Source organism: Enterococcus casseliflavus, from assembly GCF_029215545.1.
Classification (GTDB): Bacteria; Bacillota; Bacilli; order Lactobacillales; family Enterococcaceae; genus Enterococcus_D; species Enterococcus_D casseliflavus.
Genome location: NZ_CP119393.1, coordinates 595,914 through 614,281, shown reverse-complemented (window position 1 = coordinate 614,281; position 18,368 = coordinate 595,914). Strand labels below are relative to the sequence as shown.

At 44.5% G+C, this 18,368-nt stretch carries 14 protein-coding genes; 4 read left to right on the top strand and 10 right to left on the bottom strand.

Annotated features, from left to right (window positions below; genetic code table 11):
• Nucleotides 1-2: 2 nt before the first annotated feature.
• Nucleotides 3-1,319: a diaminopimelate decarboxylase gene (lysA, locus tag P0G38_RS02935; RefSeq protein WP_005228260.1), complete on the bottom strand. Its 1,317-nt coding sequence runs from the start codon at nt 1,317-1,319 to the stop codon at nt 3-5.
• Between the two features lie 4 nt (nt 1,320-1,323).
• Nucleotides 1,324-2,493: a M20 metallopeptidase family protein gene (locus P0G38_RS02930; RefSeq protein WP_005228259.1), complete on the bottom strand. Its 1,170-nt coding sequence runs from the start codon at nt 2,491-2,493 to the stop codon at nt 1,324-1,326.
• Between the two features lie 222 nt (nt 2,494-2,715).
• Here P0G38_RS02930 and dapA point away from each other — a divergent pair, with 222 nt between their 5' ends.
• Genes dapA through dapD form a run of 3 tightly spaced genes read left to right on the top strand, consistent with a single transcriptional unit; the run spans nt 2,716 to nt 5,092 of the window.
• A complete protein-coding gene (gene dapA / locus P0G38_RS02925; RefSeq protein WP_008380503.1) occupies nt 2,716-3,597 on the top strand; it encodes a 4-hydroxy-tetrahydrodipicolinate synthase in 882 nt (293 codons plus the stop codon).
• 13 nt (nt 3,598-3,610) lie between these two features.
• Nucleotides 3,611-4,366 (top strand): 4-hydroxy-tetrahydrodipicolinate reductase, encoded by a 756-nt coding sequence (gene dapB, locus P0G38_RS02920; protein ID WP_275854003.1) that lies wholly within the window; start codon nt 3,611-3,613, stop codon nt 4,364-4,366.
• A 12-nt stretch (nt 4,367-4,378) separates the two neighbouring features.
• Nucleotides 4,379-5,092, top strand: coding sequence for a 2,3,4,5-tetrahydropyridine-2,6-dicarboxylate N-acetyltransferase (gene dapD / locus P0G38_RS02915; RefSeq protein WP_005228253.1), 714 nt, complete (start codon nt 4,379-4,381; stop codon nt 5,090-5,092).
• A gap of 138 nt (nt 5,093-5,230) precedes the next feature.
• Here dapD and P0G38_RS02910 read toward each other — a convergent pair whose 3' ends face one another.
• From P0G38_RS02910 to P0G38_RS02875, 8 genes are all read right to left on the bottom strand, one after another.
• Nucleotides 5,231-6,184, bottom strand: a complete 954-nt coding sequence (locus tag P0G38_RS02910) for a DHH family phosphoesterase (protein ID WP_016609391.1) — start codon at nt 6,182-6,184, stop codon at nt 5,231-5,233.
• 54 nt (nt 6,185-6,238) lie between these two features.
• Nucleotides 6,239-7,570, bottom strand: coding sequence for a DRTGG domain-containing protein (locus P0G38_RS02905; RefSeq protein WP_005228249.1), 1,332 nt, complete (start codon nt 7,568-7,570; stop codon nt 6,239-6,241).
• Nucleotides 7,571-7,607: 37 nt separating this feature from the next.
• Nucleotides 7,608-8,291 (bottom strand): metal-dependent hydrolase, encoded by a 684-nt coding sequence (locus P0G38_RS02900; protein WP_005228247.1) that lies wholly within the window; start codon nt 8,289-8,291, stop codon nt 7,608-7,610.
• Between the two features lie 198 nt (nt 8,292-8,489).
• A complete protein-coding gene (locus tag P0G38_RS02895; protein WP_015510327.1) occupies nt 8,490-9,929 on the bottom strand; it encodes an MFS transporter in 1,440 nt (479 codons plus the stop codon).
• A 242-nt stretch (nt 9,930-10,171) separates the two neighbouring features.
• Complete coding sequence (locus P0G38_RS02890) at nt 10,172-11,854, bottom strand: ribonuclease J (RefSeq protein WP_005228243.1); 1,683 nt, start codon at nt 11,852-11,854, stop codon at nt 10,172-10,174.
• Nucleotides 11,855-11,976: 122 nt separating this feature from the next.
• Complete coding sequence (locus tag P0G38_RS02885; protein WP_275854002.1) at nt 11,977-13,029, bottom strand: aspartate-semialdehyde dehydrogenase; 1,053 nt, start codon at nt 13,027-13,029, stop codon at nt 11,977-11,979.
• 304 nt (nt 13,030-13,333) lie between these two features.
• Entirely contained in the window at nt 13,334-15,121 is a 1,788-nt protein-coding gene (locus P0G38_RS02880; protein ID WP_005228237.1) for a glycoside hydrolase family 13 protein, read from the bottom strand.
• A gap of 160 nt (nt 15,122-15,281) precedes the next feature.
• Nucleotides 15,282-15,767, bottom strand: coding sequence for a MarR family winged helix-turn-helix transcriptional regulator (locus P0G38_RS02875; protein WP_010749984.1), 486 nt, complete (start codon nt 15,765-15,767; stop codon nt 15,282-15,284).
• Between the two features lie 138 nt (nt 15,768-15,905).
• Between P0G38_RS02875 and P0G38_RS02870 the strand changes: the two genes are divergently transcribed.
• A complete protein-coding gene (locus P0G38_RS02870) occupies nt 15,906-18,248 on the top strand; it encodes an ABC transporter ATP-binding protein/permease (RefSeq protein WP_275854001.1) in 2,343 nt (780 codons plus the stop codon).
• Nucleotides 18,249-18,368: the final 120 nt, after the last annotated feature.

Below are 18,368 nucleotides of genomic sequence, written 5' to 3'. Positions count from 1 at the left end.
TTTTACTTGCTGGAAGCTCCCTCTTTTAGAAACGAAGGAACCACTTCATTTTGCAGCATTTGCTCGTAGGACTGGCGTTTAACGGCTAATTCCGCTTGGCCGTTTTCCACAAAGACGACTGCGGGAATCTGTAAATTATTGTAGCTGCTGGCCATCGAATAGCCATAAGCTCCTGTTGCGAACGTAGCAAACAGATCCCCAGTTTCAACGGGCGGTAATGCAAGATCTTTTACTAAGATGTCCGTGCTCTCACAAGCTTTGCCAGAAATGGTGACCTTTTGTGTCGCAGCTTCGGAAGCGCGGTTGGCTAAGATCCCAGTGTAAGTTGCCTGATAAAGACCAGGACGAATATTGTCTGTCATGCCACCGTCAATGCTGGCGTATGTTCTGATTCCCGGCAATGTCTTGATACTGCCGATGGTGTGCAAACTGATACCTGCTTCTGCGACGATACTGCGCCCAGGTTCAATAACGATGGTCGGACGTTCGCTCTGGTGCTGCGCATAAAAGGCATCTATTTTTTCCATCACAGGATCTAAAAAGTAGCTGTAGGGTTGGCGAATATCTGCGTCTGTGTATCGAACGCCAAAGCCGCCGCCAACATTTAGTTCTTTGATCCAATAATCAAAGCGTTCATGAATGGTTTGGACAAGGGCCAAAGCCGCATCAACTGCCGCTAGATGTGAGCGATTGTCCGACAATTGACTGCCGACATGAAAATGCAGGCCATAGAAATCCAATTCAGGTGCTTGAATCACTTCTTCCACTAACGGAAATAAGATTTCTTCATCTAAAGGAATCCCGAATTTCGAATCTTTTTGTCCGGTCGAGATAAATTGATGGGTGCTGACCGAAACCTCGGGTGTGATGCGCAACAAAATTTTAGCAACGACTTGCTTTTCTTGACATAACGCGCGGATCAAGCCGACTTCTTGAATGCCATCAACGATGATCCGTCCTACGCCATAATCAAGGGCAGCTGCTAATTCTTCAATCGATTTATTATTGCCGTTAAACTCGATGTGTTCTGCTGGAAAATCAGCTTGGATCGCTGTATACAGCTCTCCACCGCTAACCACGTCTAATGAGAGTCCTTCTGACTTGATCACTTGCAGCATCGCTGTGGTACAGAAAGCTTTAGCGGCATAGGCTGCTCGTGTCTTGCTGTAGCGCGTCAAAAACTGCGCCTGAATCTTTTGGCATTCTTCGCGAATCTCCGAAACGGAATACACGTAAAGGGGGGTTCCGAAGGTTTTTGCCAGCTCAACGGTATCACAACCGTCAATGTATAAGTGATTGTTCTTGATTTCTTTTGCCATCGCTTTACTCCTTGTCTGTTGGCTCGTTCAACGCCTCGATCAAACGAACGTAGCATTCGATGCCTTGCAATAGATTTTTTTCGTCAAAATTCATTTTGCTGCTGTGTAAAGGGTGGACATAGCCTTTTTCTTCATTTCGGGTACCCACAAAGAAAAAGACGCCTGGGATCTCCTTTTGGTACATCGAAAAATCCTCTGCCAACATATATGGCGGTGTTTCTCGGTAGCTCTCCCCGACCACTTTTTCCAACACTTCCACCATCTCAGGATCATTGTCCACGACACGATAAAGGTGCTCGAATTCGACATCCGCCGTGCAATCATATCCTTTGGCGATTTCTTGTGCGACGGTGGTGATTCTGCGCGTCATCGTTTCATAGACTTCATCTTCAAACGCCCGCATCGTTCCTTTTAAAACGACCTTGCCGGGAATGATATTTTCCGCATCTCCCCCATGGATCTTCCCAAAAGTGATGACCCCAGCAGAAAGCGGGCTGATATTGCGTGAAATGATCGAATGCAATCCTTGAATAATCGCAGCCGCGGCTAAAATGGCATCATGTCCTTGATGAGGCTGGGCACCATGGGCACTCGTGCCGTTGATCGTTAGATTGATCTCGCCGTTACGGGCCATCATCGGACCTTTCCGGCTCGCAATGACTCCTTCGGGAAAGTCTGGGAAGACATGCAGCCCCACGATTTTTTCCACGCCAAAATCTCGTAAGATGCCTTCATCGATCATCAATTGAGCGCCACCGGGGCTTTCCTCGGCTGGTTGGAAAATCAAAACGATCGTTCCACGAATCACTTCAGGATGTGTTGCTAAATATTTAGCAAACCCTAGCATCGTTGCCATATGGCCGTCATGACCGCAGGCATGCATTTTCCCTTCATGTTTGGAAACAAAGGAAACACCTGTCTCTTCTTTGATCGGCAGTGCATCGATATCCGTTCGAAAGGCCAGCGTCTTTCCTGGACGATCGCTGCGAAAGACAGCAATCAAGCCGGTTTCAATCACTGGATAGATTTCTTTGATTCCAAAGGATTGCAACTGACGCAGCAAGTATTCCTTTGTTTTGAACTCAGTTAACCCTAATTCAGGGATTGTATGTAATTCACGACGAAAACGAACCACGTCTTCGGTTAATTCTTTGACTGCTTGCGATACTTGCATGTTAAAACACCTTTCTATTCATTCCTTTTAAAAATATCCATAAAAACCAACGAATATTCAGTTTTTCATTGATATTGTTTAATATTATAGTATATAATTCGAATAATCTATAGTATAAATTGTCGAAATGTTTCGATTTTTATTGAAAAATTTACCCCTCGTTTTGGTACACTTATACGTAGAGTTACGAAAAATAAATTGGTTGAAAGGATGTGTCGTAGTTTGACAATATTCAAAGGTTCTGGCGTTGCGTTGATCACCCCTATGCTTCAAGATGGTTCGGTGGATTTCGATAAGCTGAAGGAGTTAGCGGAGTGGCATGTGCAGCAAGGAACGAATGCAATCATTGCATGCGGTACGACCGGTGAAGCATCCACGTTAGACGATGAAGAACATATCGCGGTGATCGAAGCGGTGGTAAAACAAGTTGCTGGTCGAATCCCCGTCATCGGCGGAACAGGCTCCAACAACACCCAACATGGGATCCATCTTTCAAAAGAAGCACAGCGCGTTGGTGCTGACGCATTATTGGTTGTAACACCCTACTACAACAAAGCGACCAAGAAAAGTTTAGTCGCTCACTATGAAGCAATCTGTCAAAGCGTTGAACTGCCAGTGATCTTATACTCCGTCAGCTCAAGAACCGGCTTAAATTTAACACCTGAAGCTGTGGCAGAACTGAAAAAAATCCCTAATATCAAAGGCATCAAAGAAGCCAGCGGCGACATTTCGCAAATCGCAGAAATCGCTCGTCTTGCGGATGATGACTTTGCTATCTACTCAGGAAATGACGATCAAGTAACCCCAATTCTAGCTTTAGGTGGCTCTGGCGTGATTTCAACGATCGGCAATATCGCTCCGAAACAAACGGCACAACTCGTTGCTGATTTCTTAAATGGTGATGTAAAAGCCGCCATCAAAGAGCAATTGCGACAAAAACCGTTGATCGATGCGATTTTCAGTGAAGTAAATCCTGTGCCGATCAAAGCAGCGGTCTCCTTGCTAGGCAAATGCGAATTGCATTATCGTTTGCCTTTGGGTGTCCCAGAAGATGCGACCCTCGTTCATTTAGAAGAAGAAATGACCAATTACGGATTGCTGTAAGGAGGAGTTTTTGGTGAAACAGATTTTATTAAGCGGTGCAAACGGTCGTATGGGCAAAGTGTTGCAAAGCCTGATCGCAAAGCACCCTCAGTTAGAAGTGGCCGCCGGATTGGATCGTACCGAGCAATTAGATGGTCCCTTTCCAATCTATGATCGTCCAGAAAAAATCACGCAGCCGATCGATTTGGTGATTGATTTTTCTCATTATAGCAATGTCCCTGCCTTATTGAACTATTGTGTCGAACAGCAGCTGCCTATCGTGGTTGCTACAACTGGTTTGACGGAAGACACGCAGATGATGCTGCCGTTGGCTGCTAAAGTGATCCCAGTTTTCTATTCTGCCAATATGTCGTTGGGGATCAATGTACTGATCAAAGCACTACAAAGTATCACCCCCGCATTAGAAGCTGACTTTGACATTGAGATCATCGAAAAGCATCATAATCAAAAACTCGATGCACCAAGTGGTACAGCTTTGCTGTTGGCAGATAGTATCAATGACAGCTGCGAAACGAAAAAAGAGTATCTCTACGGGCGTGAAGGCAGTGATCTAGTAAATGACCGCAAGCAGATGGGCATCCATGCCGTTCGCGGCGGAACGATTCCTGGAGAACACATTGTCATCTACGCTGGGCAGGATGAAATCATTGAATTAAAACACACAGCGCTCTCCCGCGAAATCTTCGCCAATGGTGCGCTAAAAGCAGCGGAATTTTTAGCCAACCAACCAGCTGGTTTTTATTCCATGAAAAATCTAATCGACAAGTAAAGGTGGTCTCTCATGACAGAATTACAATTTTCCGATCCTTATCAATTAGCAAAATACATCAAAGAAGCAAATAAACAAACACCTGTAAAAGTCTATATCAATGGAGATCTTAGTAACGTCCAAGCAGATGGTATCCAATTGTTTGGTAACGGCACCTTCTATTTCGTGGTTGGTGACAGTCAAAAAGTGGCTGAGTTTTTAACCGCGCACCAAGACAAAATCACCGATCACTATCTGGAAAATGATCGCCGCAACTCAGCGATCCCTTTATTGGACTTGACGAAAGTCGATGCCCGTATCGAACCAGGTGCCTTTATCCGTGACCAAGCCATCATTGAAAAAAATGCCGTTATCATGATGGGGGCCGTGATCAACATTGGTGCCGTCGTTGGTGAAGAAACCATGATCGACATGGGTGCGATTTTAGGCGCCCGAGCAACCGTTGGGAAAAAAGCCCATATTGGCGCTGGTGCTGTCTTGGCTGGCGTTCTTGAGCCACCTTCAGCAAGCCCAGTCATCATTGAAGACAATGTTTTGATCGGTGCAAATGCCGTCGTCCTTGAAGGCGTCCGTGTCGGCGAAGGTGCAGTCGTCGCTGCCGGTTCTGTGGTAACGGAAGATGTCCCTGCTGGCGCAGTCGTTGCTGGCTCACCAGCCAAAGTCATCAAAATGAAAGACGAGAAAACGAAAAGCAAAACCGAATTTTTAGACGATCTACGGGGCTAAACCGCGCTTTTCTCAAAAATAAACAAAAAAACGCAGTGCGGGTTCAGTGATGAGCCTGCGCTGCGTTTTGTCTAAAAAAGGGCGTGCCGAAAGCTTTTGGCACGCCCTTTTTCTATTGGTAAATGTTCTTGTAAGTGTTTATTCTGCTTGAAATTCTTTGATCGCTGCTTGGATCTCTTGATAGATCACGGCAACTTCTTCAAGGTCTTTTGCGTTTGCTCCACTGGCAAGGGGATGTCCGCCGCCATGATGGCGTTTGGCGATCTCATTGATCACTGGACCTTTCGAACGCATCCGCACCCGATAATAGCCTTCTGGTTGTTCGACAAAGATCGCCCAAGCCATCACTTCGTCGATTTTCCCTGGTAAGGAAACGACTGCTGAGGTTTCCGAATCCACTACGCCAAAACGCTGCTGCAATTCTTGTGATAGGATCACTTTGCCAGCACCAATCTCATCGATCTCGATGTTTTCGTAGACATACCCTGAAAGGCGAGCAACACTGCGAGAGACTTGATCCAATTGCCGATTGATCTTCGGTGCATCAAAACCGTAATCCAATAGTTCAGCCGCTAAGCGCAGCGTTGTCGCTGTCGTTGCCGGATATAAAAACCGTCCAGTATCACCAACGATGCCCGCATACAGCAGACGAGCCGCTTCTTGCGTCATCGTCAGCTCGTTTTGAAACATTTGCCAAAATGAAACGATCATCTCACTACAGCTGCTGGCTTTCGTATTGACCCAGACCAGCTCTCCGTAAGGCTCATCATTAGGGTGATGATCGATTTTGATCAATTTCGCCCCTTGATCATAGCGTTGGTCACTGACCCGTGGTGCATTGGCCGTATCTGTAACGATCACCAACGCTCCTTTATACAAATCATCAGGGATCGTCTGCATCAGCGCCAAGTAATCCAATCCTTCAACAGGTCCGCCGACTTGATAGATTTCTTTTTTGGGAAAACTAGCTCGTAAAATTTCTGCCAAGCCCACTTGTGATCCTAATGCATCTGGATCAGGGCGTTGGTGCCGATGGATAATGATTCGGTCGAATGCTTTGATTGTTGCAAGTATTTCTTCTTGTACCTTCATGAATGGTCTCAACTTTCTCTCTAAAATTTTTCCATAAGTGCCGTTTTCGATGATTTATGGGCGTTCCATTACTTGGCATACCACGATCGCTTTTGCCACTAAGGAATTTTCGATCGATACTTCGATATCGATTTTCGCCGAACGTCGCCCCAGTTCTAGAATCTTCGGTTGAATGATGATCTCGCTTTCTAATTGGATCAAACGGAAGTAATGCAGATTGACTTGCTCGATCCAACTATTGCGCCGTTGATTCAACTGCATGGTACGTTTTGCCGTATTCGCGATCACTTCACTCAAGACACCAAAAGAGATCGTTCCGACTTCATTGACCATTTGAGGCGTCACCGCAAAGCTGAAATGTGGCTGCGGCAATTTGTTCCCTTCAAAATCTTGTTCGATGACTTGCATCTGTCCCGAGATTTGGTCTGAAATCGTATCTGAAATTTGTGTTTGTCGTTGGACCATCTGCATCGCTTTCATGATGTCTTGGCGTGTAACGATCCCAATCAAAGAAAGGTCATCTGCTACGACGGGCATCACTTCTAAGCCATCCCAAATCATCTGATGGCTGGCAGAGGCCACACTCATCTCTTTTTTTACGACCCGTGGTTCCCGGGTCATGATTCGTTCGATGATCTGCGTGTCAGGCTTTTCTAGGACATCTTTGGCTGTGATGATCCCAACGACCCGCATATTCTTGTTGACGACTGGATAGCGGGAGTGGTTGGTAGACTCCGAAAGCAGTTTGTAATCCTTGACCGTATCAAAGGTGTGTAGATACTTGGTTTTTTCCAATGGCATATAAATGTCACTCACCAGCATGATGTCCTTTTTGATCAGCTGGTCGCTCAAGGCACGGTTGATCATCGTTGCCACGGTAAAGGTGTCATAGGTCGTTTGTAAAATCGGCAGCTCCAATTCGTCTGCTAAGCGACAGATTTCCTCTGAGGTTTCAAAGCCCCCCGTGATCAAGACGGCTGCGCCATCTTCCAGTGCCAACTTGTGGACTTCGTTACGGTTTCCGACGATCACTAAGGAACCAGGCGTGATGTAGCGTTCCATTGCCGATTCCTTCATGGCGCCGATAACAAATTTGTTCAAGTCTTTGTCTAAACCGGCTGCGCCGCCCAAAACATCGCCTTCAATGATTTGGACGACTTCGCCGAAAGTTAGTTTTTCAATGTGTTTCTTTAGTTTCCGTTCAATCCGAATAGTTCCCACACGTTGGATCGTTGAAACCAAGCCGATATTTTCCGCATCTTTGATCGCCCGATAGGCTGTTCCTTCACTGACATTCAAGTCTTTTGCGATTCCCCGCACCGAGATGCGATCGCCTACAGGCAGATTCTCGATATGCGCTAAAATCAAGTCGTGTTTTGTCGCCATAATTATCCCCTATTCCTACTACGAATCTTCCTGTTGCTTAAACTTCTAATGTCTCACCGACTGCAAGGATCTGGCCCACACCTGCCGGCAATAAATTCACGAAGGTTTGCGGATCTTGCTTGATCATTGGAAACGTATTGTAATGGATCGGTACTACTTTGCTCGCGTTTAAAAGCGCCGCTGCTGTTGCAGCATCTTGAACGCCCATCGTAAAATTATCCCCGATCGGTAAAAACGCCACATCGATGTCGAAACGTTCACCGATCATCGCCATATCGCTAAAGAGGGCAGTATCGCCAGCGTGGTAGATGGTTTTGCCTTCTGCTTCTAAAATGATCCCCACTGGGTTGCCCATATAGATCATCGTTCCGTCTTCTTCAAGACCAGAGCTGTGTTTCGCTTCCACCATTGAGATTTTGCCAAACGGGAACTCAAAAGAGCCTCCCATATTCATGCCATGCGTCTCAGCAACGCCTTTGCGGGCTGCATAGCGGCAAATTTCAACGACACTGATCACTGGTGCTTCATTTCTTTTGGCGATCGGCACCATGTCCCCAATATGATCGCTATGACCATGCGTGATCAAAAGCCAATCGGTTTCCACTGTGTCTGCATCCAAATCAGTCAGAGCATTTCCAGTAATAAAAGGGTCAAACAACAATTTTTGGCCATCCGCTAATTGGATAGCAAGCACCGAGTGTCCGTGATACGTAAGTTTCATACAACATTCCCCTTTCCATCTAAGTAATACAGTCTAATATTTTTCATTATAACAGATAACGCAAGAAATCCAAAAGCACAAATTCTGGCAGCTTTATTACATCCGTCCTTTTTCTGGTTCTTGTCAAGAAAAATAAAAAAACTGTTCTACCCTTTCTGAATAAGGAATAGAACAGTTCGACCTGATGACTTCAAGCGATCATAGCGTTTTCTTACGTCCGCCTTGTTTATAGATGCGCCAGACTGTTAAGAATAACGCTGTGATACAAAGAAGGAACGCCCCAAAGAAGGTGATTTTCATGCCATAGGCAAAAATATCTGCCCGACCTGCGATATAGGTCGTCACATGCTTCCCATAGGCTTGACTCATTGCGGCATAAAGAATCGTCGTTGCTAAGGATATCCCTAAGACCATGCCCAAGTTACGGGCAAAGGAATTTAGACTACCTGCCACCCCAAGATTTTCTTTGGTGACGCTGCTCATCACCATCGTATTGTTGGGGGATTGGAACAACGAATTGCCTAACCCCATGATAGCAGTAGCGACGACATAGTACCAAATCGGCGTATGCTGATTCATAAACATATACATCAGCTGAGTGATGGACAGCAACGCTAAGCCAGCTAAGACCAAGATCTCCGGTCCTACACGGTCCGTCAAATAGCCGCTAAGTGGTGAACCAATGACCATCATTAAGGGAAAGACCATCATCAGCATTCCTGCCACGCTCGGCGTTAAGCCTCGGGCACTTTGCAAGTAAAAGGGAATCACAACATTGACAAAAAAGTTTGCAGAAAAGATCAGCAGCGCCGTGATCAGGCTCATGGTGAAAATTTTATTACGAAAGATCCCAAAGGTAATCAGCGGTTTGCTCACACGCGCTTCTACTCGCAAAAAGACGATGAATGCCACTAAGGCGATCCCCACCAGTAGCAGTGGTAGCCACGTTAAAAAGCCACGCTCTTGTCCAAGAAAAATGCCGCCGAAGAAGCTGATAATTGCAATTGAAAACAGCACAAACCCGGTTTTATCGATGGAATCATGACTCATGGTGATATCTTTTGGCAACACCTTTTCTCCAGCAATCATTGTCAGAATACCGACTGGAACATTGATCCAAAAAATAAACGGCCAAGAAAAATGCGCCAAAATCACTCCGCCTAATCCAGGACCGGCGATGGAGCCTAACGAAACAAAGGCACCAATCATCCCTAAGGCGCGTCCTCGTTCACTCATAGGAAAAACTTCAGTAATGATACCGGTATTTGTCGCCATCGTCATGCTGGCTCCGATCGCTTGCACGACTCGAGCAAATAGCAGAAATGCTAAGGAATGATTAAACCCGCATAACAGCGAACCGATAATAAAGATCAGCATCCCCAAGCGGAATACTTTGATTTTGCCCCAACTATCGCCTACCTTACCGAATAACAAAAGGCAGGCACAAACGATCATCAAGTAGACGGATACGACCCACTCCGCTTGATTCATAGGGACACCCATATCTGCCGAGATCGTCGGCAAAGCGATATTTACGATACTCCCATCCAGTGTTGACATAAAGGTAAACATCGAAACAGCAATGAGAATCCACCACTTTCTCTGTTGTACTACGGGATTTTCTTGATAACTATTCACAAATCGACCATCCTCTCTTTGCTTGTTTTGTTCCTCTAGTCTTAGGGGGACAACTTTGTATTATTGATCGAAATCCATTCGCCGTCAATCCTTATCTGCTCATCACGACCAAAATAAGGGTCATTTTGTAAAAAAACCGCCACCTGTTTTCTTACATAAAAAAAGACAAAAGCTTCGGTGAAAAGAAATCGGCCGTCAAACGGCTATTCTTTCACCTGCTTTTGTCAGTAGGTCAAAACGAATTATTTACGGTTGCGATTTCTTTGGCTTGATTCCATGATGACCGGCAAGATGACTGGACGGCGTTTGGTTTGTTCAAACAAGAAACGACTCAAACGATCACGGATATCTTGTTTCAATTTGCTCCATTCAAACTCTTCATCATGAAGGTGTTTTTCTACGATTTCTTCCACGATCTCGCCACTTTCACGAATCAGATCGCGGCTGGCTTTCACATAGACGAATCCGCGAGAAGTGATTTGTGGTGCAGAAATAATTTTCTTTTCGCGACGATTGATCGTCACTACCGCAACGAAGATTCCGTCTTCAGATAAGACTTTGCGGTCTCGCAGGACGATATTCCCAATGTCACCGACACCGATCCCATCGATCATGACGTTTTCAGCTGGGACCGCACCTGCGGCGATCATTTCGCCTTTTTTGTACTCTAACACATCTCCACGTGCAGTAATGAAGATATTTTTCATCGGAATCCCGACTTCTTGCGCCAAGTCCACATGGGCGGCTAATTGGCGGTACTCGCCTTGAATAGGGATAAAATACTTCGGTTTCATCATATTCAACATCAGCTGCAGATCATTCGGGTTGGCATGACCAGAAACACGGAAATTATCCGAGATCTGTTTTACGGTACCGCCAGCGCGATAGATGATATCTTCCGTTTTCGCAACCACAGTTTCCATTGCCGTTGTCGGCGTTGTTGTGATGTAAACAAGATCTCCTTCTTTGATACGCAGCGTCCGGTGAGAGCCGTTGGCCATTTTTTGCAACGCTTTGATTGGTTCACCCATACGACCTGTTTCTAAAATCAGCAACTGTTCGTCTGAGTATTTTTTCATTTCTTTTTGGGTGATCAGCAAGTCTTCGGCAGGTAATTTTAATTTCCCTAACTTCATGGCCGTTTTGATGATCCGACCAAAATCTTGCCCGGTCAAAACGACTTTGCGATCAGAACGAAACGCCGCATCTAATACTTGTTGCACCCGTTGCAAATTGCTGGCAACACTAGCGACGATGATTCGACCTTCCCAATAACGGATATTGTCGTAAACTTCATCTTGGATCGTCAATTCAGAAGCGATCGGCGTTGGATTTTCGGCATTTGAAGACGTGCTTAGTAAGGCTAAGACTCCTTCTTTTCCAATTTCCGCTAAGCGGCCAAAATCGGTTTGATACATAGGGATCGCTGTTTGGTCAAACTTGAAATCTCCTGTATAAACGATATTGCCAGCTTCTGTTTTGACGCTGATCCCAACAGAATCAGGGATAGAATGGGTCGTACGGAAAAAGCTGATGGTCGCATGACCAAAGTCGATCTCCGAATGTTCATCGATCACATGAAAATCTTTGAAGCGCTTGGTAGCTTCATTTTTATTCACGGTCAATTTTGCTAGTTCGATCGTTAACTCGGTCCCAAAGACCGGTACTTGGATATTCTCCAAGAAATAAGGCAATGCACCAATCGCATCTGCATGCCCATGGGTCAAGAAGACACCCGCCACACGGTCGGCATTTTCTTCTAAATATGTGAAGTCTGGAATCACTGTATCGATCCCTAATAATTCATTTTCTGGATAACGGACACCGCAATCCAGCACAAATATATCCTCGCCAACTTCAGCAATGTACATGTTCTTTCCGTTTTCGCGTACACCGCCAAGAGGAATGATTTTTATCGTTTCCACTTTTATTCACCTCTTAATTTTTTTCTACTGTATTATTTCCCAAGCATAAGCCGTCCCTATTATTATACAACAAAAAAAAGAAAAGCGTGGCATTCACCACACTTTTCTGAAAAACTTATGGTTTACACATGAACGAATCCTTGCTGATGCAGGCTTTCGGCGATTTGAACGGAGTTCCATGCCGCACCTTTCAGCAAATTATCAGAAACGACCCATAAATGCAAGCCGTTTTCGACATCCAAATCTTTGCGAATCCGACCAACAAAGGTTTCTGTTTTGTCCACACTGGTCAAAGCTTGCGGGTACACTTGTTGACTCGGATCATCTTGCAAGACAGCTCCTGGCGCTTCGCTGATCCACTGTCTGACTTCCTCAACACTAGCATGGTCTTTGGTCTCGATATAAATCGACTCTGAATGACCGCTAAACACAGGGATCCGCACACATGTAGCTGCTACTTTGATCTGCGTATCTTCCATGATCTTCTTCGTTTCATTGATCATTTTCCACTCTTCGTAAGTATAATCCTCTTCGGCGAAAACATCGATTTGCGGCAAGGCGTTAAACGCGATCGGGTAGTGCTTTTTGTCGCTGCCTGCTGGTAAAATCTCAGGGATTAGTTCATCAGCGGCTTTGCCAGCTAATAATTCTTGAGATTCACGAGTCAATTCAGCCAAGGCTTGTGCGCCAGCACCTGAAACTGCTTGATACGTCGAAACCAAGATCCTCGATAAACCGACTTTTTGACGAATCGGTTCTAATGCCACCATCATTTGAATCGTTGAACAATTCGGATTGGCAATGATTCCTTTATGTTGCGCTAATGCATGAGGATTCACCTCAGGAACGACTAGAGGAACATTCGGGTCCATCCGAAAATGACTGGTATTGTCGATCACGACTGCACCGTGTTTGACTGCTTCTGGAGCAAATTGTTTTGAAATGCCGCCACCGGCACTGAACAATGCAATATCGACGCCTGCAAAGGAATCTGTGGTCAGCTCTTGAATAACGAGCGGTTCATTTTTGAACACAAGGGTCTTCCCAGCAGAACGTTTGGATGCCAACAACGTTATTTTTTTGATCGGCAACGTGGTCTTCTCCAACATCTCAATCATTTTTGTTCCTACTGCGCCGGTAGCCCCGACAACTGCTACGTGATACCCTGTACTCATCAAATCACTCCTCGAATAAAAATACATTTTTACTAGTTTATCATATCTTGTAAAAAAGAAAAGACCTTTCGTGGAAAGAAGCGCAAAAAGAAGGCAATACTGTCTAAATTTTCAATCTTTTCCCCCTTTACAGAAAAAATCTACCTATATTTAAGGGTTATCATTTGTCACATTCAGGTGTTATAGGATATAATACCGACAGAAGGAATTTTGGGGAAGATTCTTTCCAACGTGCATGGGGAAATTAAAAATACCCAAAACATTGAATGAGGCAAGAATTGCATATGCAATTCTTGCCTCATTTTTATGCTTCATTCGATTCTTCGTTGTTTACTTTCACGATAGCAAAGCCTTTGTTATCAATAATCATCGTTTCATCTTCCAGTTGGACAAACTGTTCCATCAGGATCGAATCAGGACGAGAAAGAGTGATTTGGTCATCGCCCGTATTGAAAATACCGATGATCCGCTGTGCCCCTAACTCTCGTTCGAAAATGATCAGTCCATCCTCTTCCGAAACCCAGTTCCAACTCAAGGAACCTTCTGATAAGACTTTCTGATTGTCTTTGCGAATGCTGATCAATGAGCGAGTGAAATGCAGGAGATCACGATCTTGCTTTTCTTCTTCCCAAATCATACATTTACGGCAATCCGGGTCCATATCGCCGGTCAAACCGATCTCATCACCGTAATACAGGCAAGGAACACCTTGTTGCAGATACGTAAAGGCCATCACTTGGCGCATCAAGTCTTTGTCTCCTCGAGCCAAAGTTAACAAGCGCGGGGTATCATGGGAATCCAAGATATTGAACTGTACTTGATTGGTTTGCTCCCGATACAACATCAGCTGGTTATTTAATTCCGAGACCATTTTCGTCATAGAGATCTCGTCTTTGACAAAATATTCAATGATTGCATCCGTAAAGGCGTAATTCATTACTGCATGAAACTCGTCGCCTTGTAACCACCGTTGAGAAGAGTGCCAAATTTCCCCAAGGATATAAAAATCATCTTTGGCATCATCACACACTTGGCGGAATTTTTTCCAGAAGTGGTGACTGACTTCATTGGCAACGTCCAAGCGCCAAGCATCGATATCAAACTCTTCGATCCAATAACGAGCGATCTTCAACAAATAATCTTGCACGTCGGGATTTTCTGTATTGAGTTTTGGCATATGCGGCGTAAAGGCAAAAACATCATAGGTGATGTCATAAGCATCTTCAAAGTTTTCCCCTTCTTTGTAGTTGACAGGAAACTCATTGATGTGGAACCAATCAGCAAAGGGCGAATCTTTGCCGTTTTTGATGACATCTAGCCATTGATGCGAAGTATCCCCCATATGATTGAACACAGCATCTAGCATGACTTTGATGCCGCGTTTGTGGCATTCCTCCACTAAGCGTTTAAAGGTGTCGTTATCCCCAAACGCTGGATCGATGGCTAAATAATCGATGGTATCATACTTGTGATTCGAATAGGCCTCAAAAATCGGACAGAAGTAGATTCCATTGATTCCTAGATCGACGAGGTAATCCAAATGATCGATGACCCCTTGCAGATCCCCGCCGAAAAAGTCTTGGCGATCGGGATTTTTTGAACCCCATGGCAATACACCTTCTGGATCATTTGATGGGTCCCCATTTGCAAAGCGTTCAGGGAAGATTTGATACCAAACGGTTTCTTTTGCCCACTCGGGAATTTTGAAACGATCGGCTTCTTGGAAGTAAGGCATCCGAAAATAATTGTTGTTCATTTCTAAATATTGCTGCTCAAAAGGATAGACCCCGTGGTCTCCATAAAAGACATGCAACCCATCGTAACTTTCGATGGAAAAGCCGTAAGACAAACGGCGGAATTCTGCTCCGACCGATACTTGCCAATAATCATGCAAGTCCGTGGAAAGAATTTTTTTCATTTCAATTCTTTGCTGGTACCAAGCTTCTTTATATAGTGTGTAAGGATCACCGCAAAGCAACTGGACATGGCGGACGTCTTGACGGGCGGTACGCAAACGGATATGCATTTTATCCTTCTCGTACAAATACGCAAATTCACTTTCGGGACGATGATAAATGGCAGTAGTATTCATAGCAGACTCCTTTGACTTGTTTGATATACTCATTGTCGCACAAATCAGAAGTCAAAACAAGAGAAAAACGCAATCGGTTGCTTTATCTAAAAAATCGATAATATAAGTTAATATGAAATTAATTCAGTAATTAAAAAGCAAACGATTGCTTCGCCCTTTTTTAATCAAACGGCGTATTTTTCTCACATTGATTGCCAGTCCGTAAAATGTCATATTTCCGCAAGATCCCCACTGCCTCCGTCAACGACTGACTCAACTGCTGGATATCTTCTGCAGCCATTTGAGCGGTTTTGGCATTCAAGCGGTCTTCCACTTGTTTTTTCTTTTGGACAAACAACTGCTTCCCAGCTTCTTCCAAATAAACATTGACGTTGCGGCGATTGACGCCGTTGGTTTTGCGGACCACAAAGCCAGCCTTTTCTAACCCCGAGATCGAACGACTGATTTGGACTTTTGACGTACCGATTTGCTGGGCCAACTCGGACATCGTGATTCCTTCATTACTAGAGATCACCACGAGTTCCAAGATTTCCATTTTGGTCAATTTTAAATCTTCCAGACCGATTTCTTCAAACAATATGTTTCCCATCAGCGAAAAGATTTCCGCAAATACCGCCATATTGAATGTTCCTAACGCTTTTTCCATACTCTCCCTCTTTTCTGTCTTTAGTTTAGTATAAATTATTTGTTTAAACAATGATAATCGTTGATTTTTGTTAACCATTATGATAGCGTGGTTACATAATGAAAATAATCGTGAAAACGGCAAGAAAAGAGTGACAGCATGTTAGAATTAAAAGATATCAAGAAGTATTATACGGTTGGCGCCAGTACTACAAAAGCCCTCGATGGTGTCTCCGTCGCCTTTCGTAAACAAGAGTTTGTTGCCATTTTAGGGCCAAGCGGCTCTGGGAAAACAACCATGTTGAACGTGATCGGCGGCTTAGATAATTACGATTCTGGTGATATGATCATCAACGGCAAATCAACGAAATCCTTTAAAGATCGTGACTGGGATGCGTATCGGAACAATTCGATCGGCTTTGTCTTCCAAAGCTACAATTTGATCAGTCATTTAGGCATCATCGACAACGTCGAGCTTGGGATGACCTTGAGCGGTGTGTCAAAAGAAGAAAAACGCGCAAAAGCAACCGATGCTTTGACGCGTGTGGGCTTAGCTGAGCATATGCACAAAAAACCAAATCAGCTTTCTGGTGGTCAAATGCAGCGGGTAGCGATCGCTCGTGCCTTAGCAAATGATCCTGATATCCTTCTTTGTGATGAACCAACAGGTGCCTTGGATTCAGAGACCAGTGTCCAAATCATGGAACTGATCCAAGAACTATCAAAAGAAAAATTGGTCATCATGGTTACTCATAATCCTGAATTGGCGCACAAATACGCTGGACGGATCATTGAGTTCAAAGACGGACGAATCATTAAAGATTCGAACCCTCATGTCGAAGGACAAAAGAAAGACCAATTCGAATTAAAGCACACAAAAATGAGTTTCATGACTGCCTTACGTTTGTCGTTTAACAATATCCGCACCAAAAAAGGGCGCACCTTCTTGACAGCCTTTGCTTCTAGTATCGGGATCATCGGAATCGCCATTGTTTTGTCACTGTCAACGGGATTCCAAAAACAAATCGACAATACCCAGTCAGAAACATTAGCTCGTTTTCCGATCACGATCTCGCAAGTAGCAACTGAACAAGATCCATCAGCCATGGGGACACGGGAGAAATCGGAAGATTTCCCTTCAGATAAAGAGGTCACTGCCAAATTAAGTGATGCGGATCGTGCAACCCATATCAACAAAATCGATCAAGAGTTTCTCGATTACATCAACGACATTGATCCTGAATTAAGCAACAATATCGGCTACACTCGTTCCACTTCCTTGAACCTTTTCCGTAAGATCGATGATACTGTGGAACAAGTCAGCTTCTCCAATGCATCACCTGACAATGAACAGACCAATGCCATGATGTCTGCCATGAGTGCCTCCACCGGGATTGGGGTTTCGACTTTCCCCGAGCAGTTATCAGAGGATAACGGCAATTTCTTAAAAGACAACTACGACCTTTTAGAAGGCAGCTACCCAAGTGCTAGCACAGATGTCGTTTTGATCGTCGATGAAAACAACGTAACGAATGTCAATGCATTGATCAATCTCGGTTTTGACATTGAAGATGGCGACAAGGTGTCCTTCGACGATATCGTGGGAACAAAAATCACATTGGCGTCTAATGATGCCTTTTACACCGAATTACCAACTGGAAACTTCATTCCAAATCAAGATTTAAATGAAGTTTTCGATAACAGCAGCAACAAAGAATTAACGATCAGCGGAATCTTACGTATCAAGCAAAACTCTACGATGAACTTGCTGTCAACTGGCATTGCCTACAGTGATGCCCTCGCGCAAGAAGTCATCAAAGAAAACCAAGACTCAGCGATCGTCCAAGCCCAAATAGACAGCGACACCAACGTGATGACGAATGAACCCGTTGACGAAAGTGCTAAAGATTCATTGATCGCTTATCTTGGCGGCAGTGATTTACCAAACAGCATTATGATCTATCCGAATGATTTCAGTGCCAAAGAAAAAATCCTTGATTACTTGGATGACTTCAACAAAGGCAAAGACAAAGAAGACCAAATCGTTTATTCCGATTTAGCGGGTACGATGACTCAATTGACTGGTGGCTTGATGGATGCCATCACCTACGTCTTGATCGCTTTTGCAGGGATCTCCTTGGTAACTAGCATGATCATGATCGGTATCATCACTTATACCTCTGTACTAGAACGCACGAAAGAAATTGGGGTCTTAAAAGCATTAGGTGCTCGTAAAAAAGACATCACCCGCGTCTTTGATGCCGAAACCTGTATTTTAGGGATCGCTTCAGGAGCTTTAGGTGTCCTGATTGCTTGGTTAGCCACATTCCCGATCAACGCGATCTTATATAGTATGACTGATCTCGAAAATGTTGCTCAATTAAATCCGGTCCACGGCCTGATCTTGATTGCTGTCAGCACCGTCCTAACGATGATCGGCGGCCACATACCAGCTCGAATGGCAGCGAAAAAAGATGCAGCGATCGCTTTACGCGCCGACTAATTTTATAAGAAAACCCAGCAGACAGCAGCCATTCCTTTGGCTGCTGTTTTTTTGTCCTTCCTTCTGACTTCCAAAAGGTTTCTCTTGAAAAATTCATAAATGAGGAATACAATAGATTTG

Bases quoted from the DNA above. Each gene is read 5' to 3' on its own strand.
- lysA (WP_005228260.1), bottom strand. From the start codon at position 1,319: ATGGCAAAAGAAATCAAGAACAATCACTTATACATTGACGGTTGTGAT.
- P0G38_RS02930 (WP_005228259.1), bottom strand. From the start codon at position 2,493: ATGCAAGTATCGCAAGCAGTCAAAGAATTAACCGAAGACGTGGTTCGT.
- dapD (WP_005228253.1), top strand. From the start codon at position 4,379: ATGACAGAATTACAATTTTCCGATCCTTATCAATTAGCAAAATACATC.
- P0G38_RS02910 (WP_016609391.1), bottom strand. From the start codon at position 6,184: ATGAAGGTACAAGAAGAAATACTTGCAACAATCAAAGCATTCGACCGA.
- P0G38_RS02905 (WP_005228249.1), bottom strand. From the start codon at position 7,570: ATGGCGACAAAACACGACTTGATTTTAGCGCATATCGAGAATCTGCCT.
- P0G38_RS02900 (WP_005228247.1), bottom strand. From the start codon at position 8,291: ATGAAACTTACGTATCACGGACACTCGGTGCTTGCTATCCAATTAGCG.
- P0G38_RS02885 (WP_275854002.1), bottom strand. From the start codon at position 13,029: ATGAGTACAGGGTATCACGTAGCAGTTGTCGGGGCTACCGGCGCAGTA.
- P0G38_RS02880 (WP_005228237.1), bottom strand. From the start codon at position 15,121: ATGAATACTACTGCCATTTATCATCGTCCCGAAAGTGAATTTGCGTAT.
- P0G38_RS02875 (WP_010749984.1), bottom strand. From the start codon at position 15,767: ATGGAAAAAGCGTTAGGAACATTCAATATGGCGGTATTTGCGGAAATC.
- P0G38_RS02870 (WP_275854001.1), top strand. From the start codon at position 15,906: ATGTTAGAATTAAAAGATATCAAGAAGTATTATACGGTTGGCGCCAGT.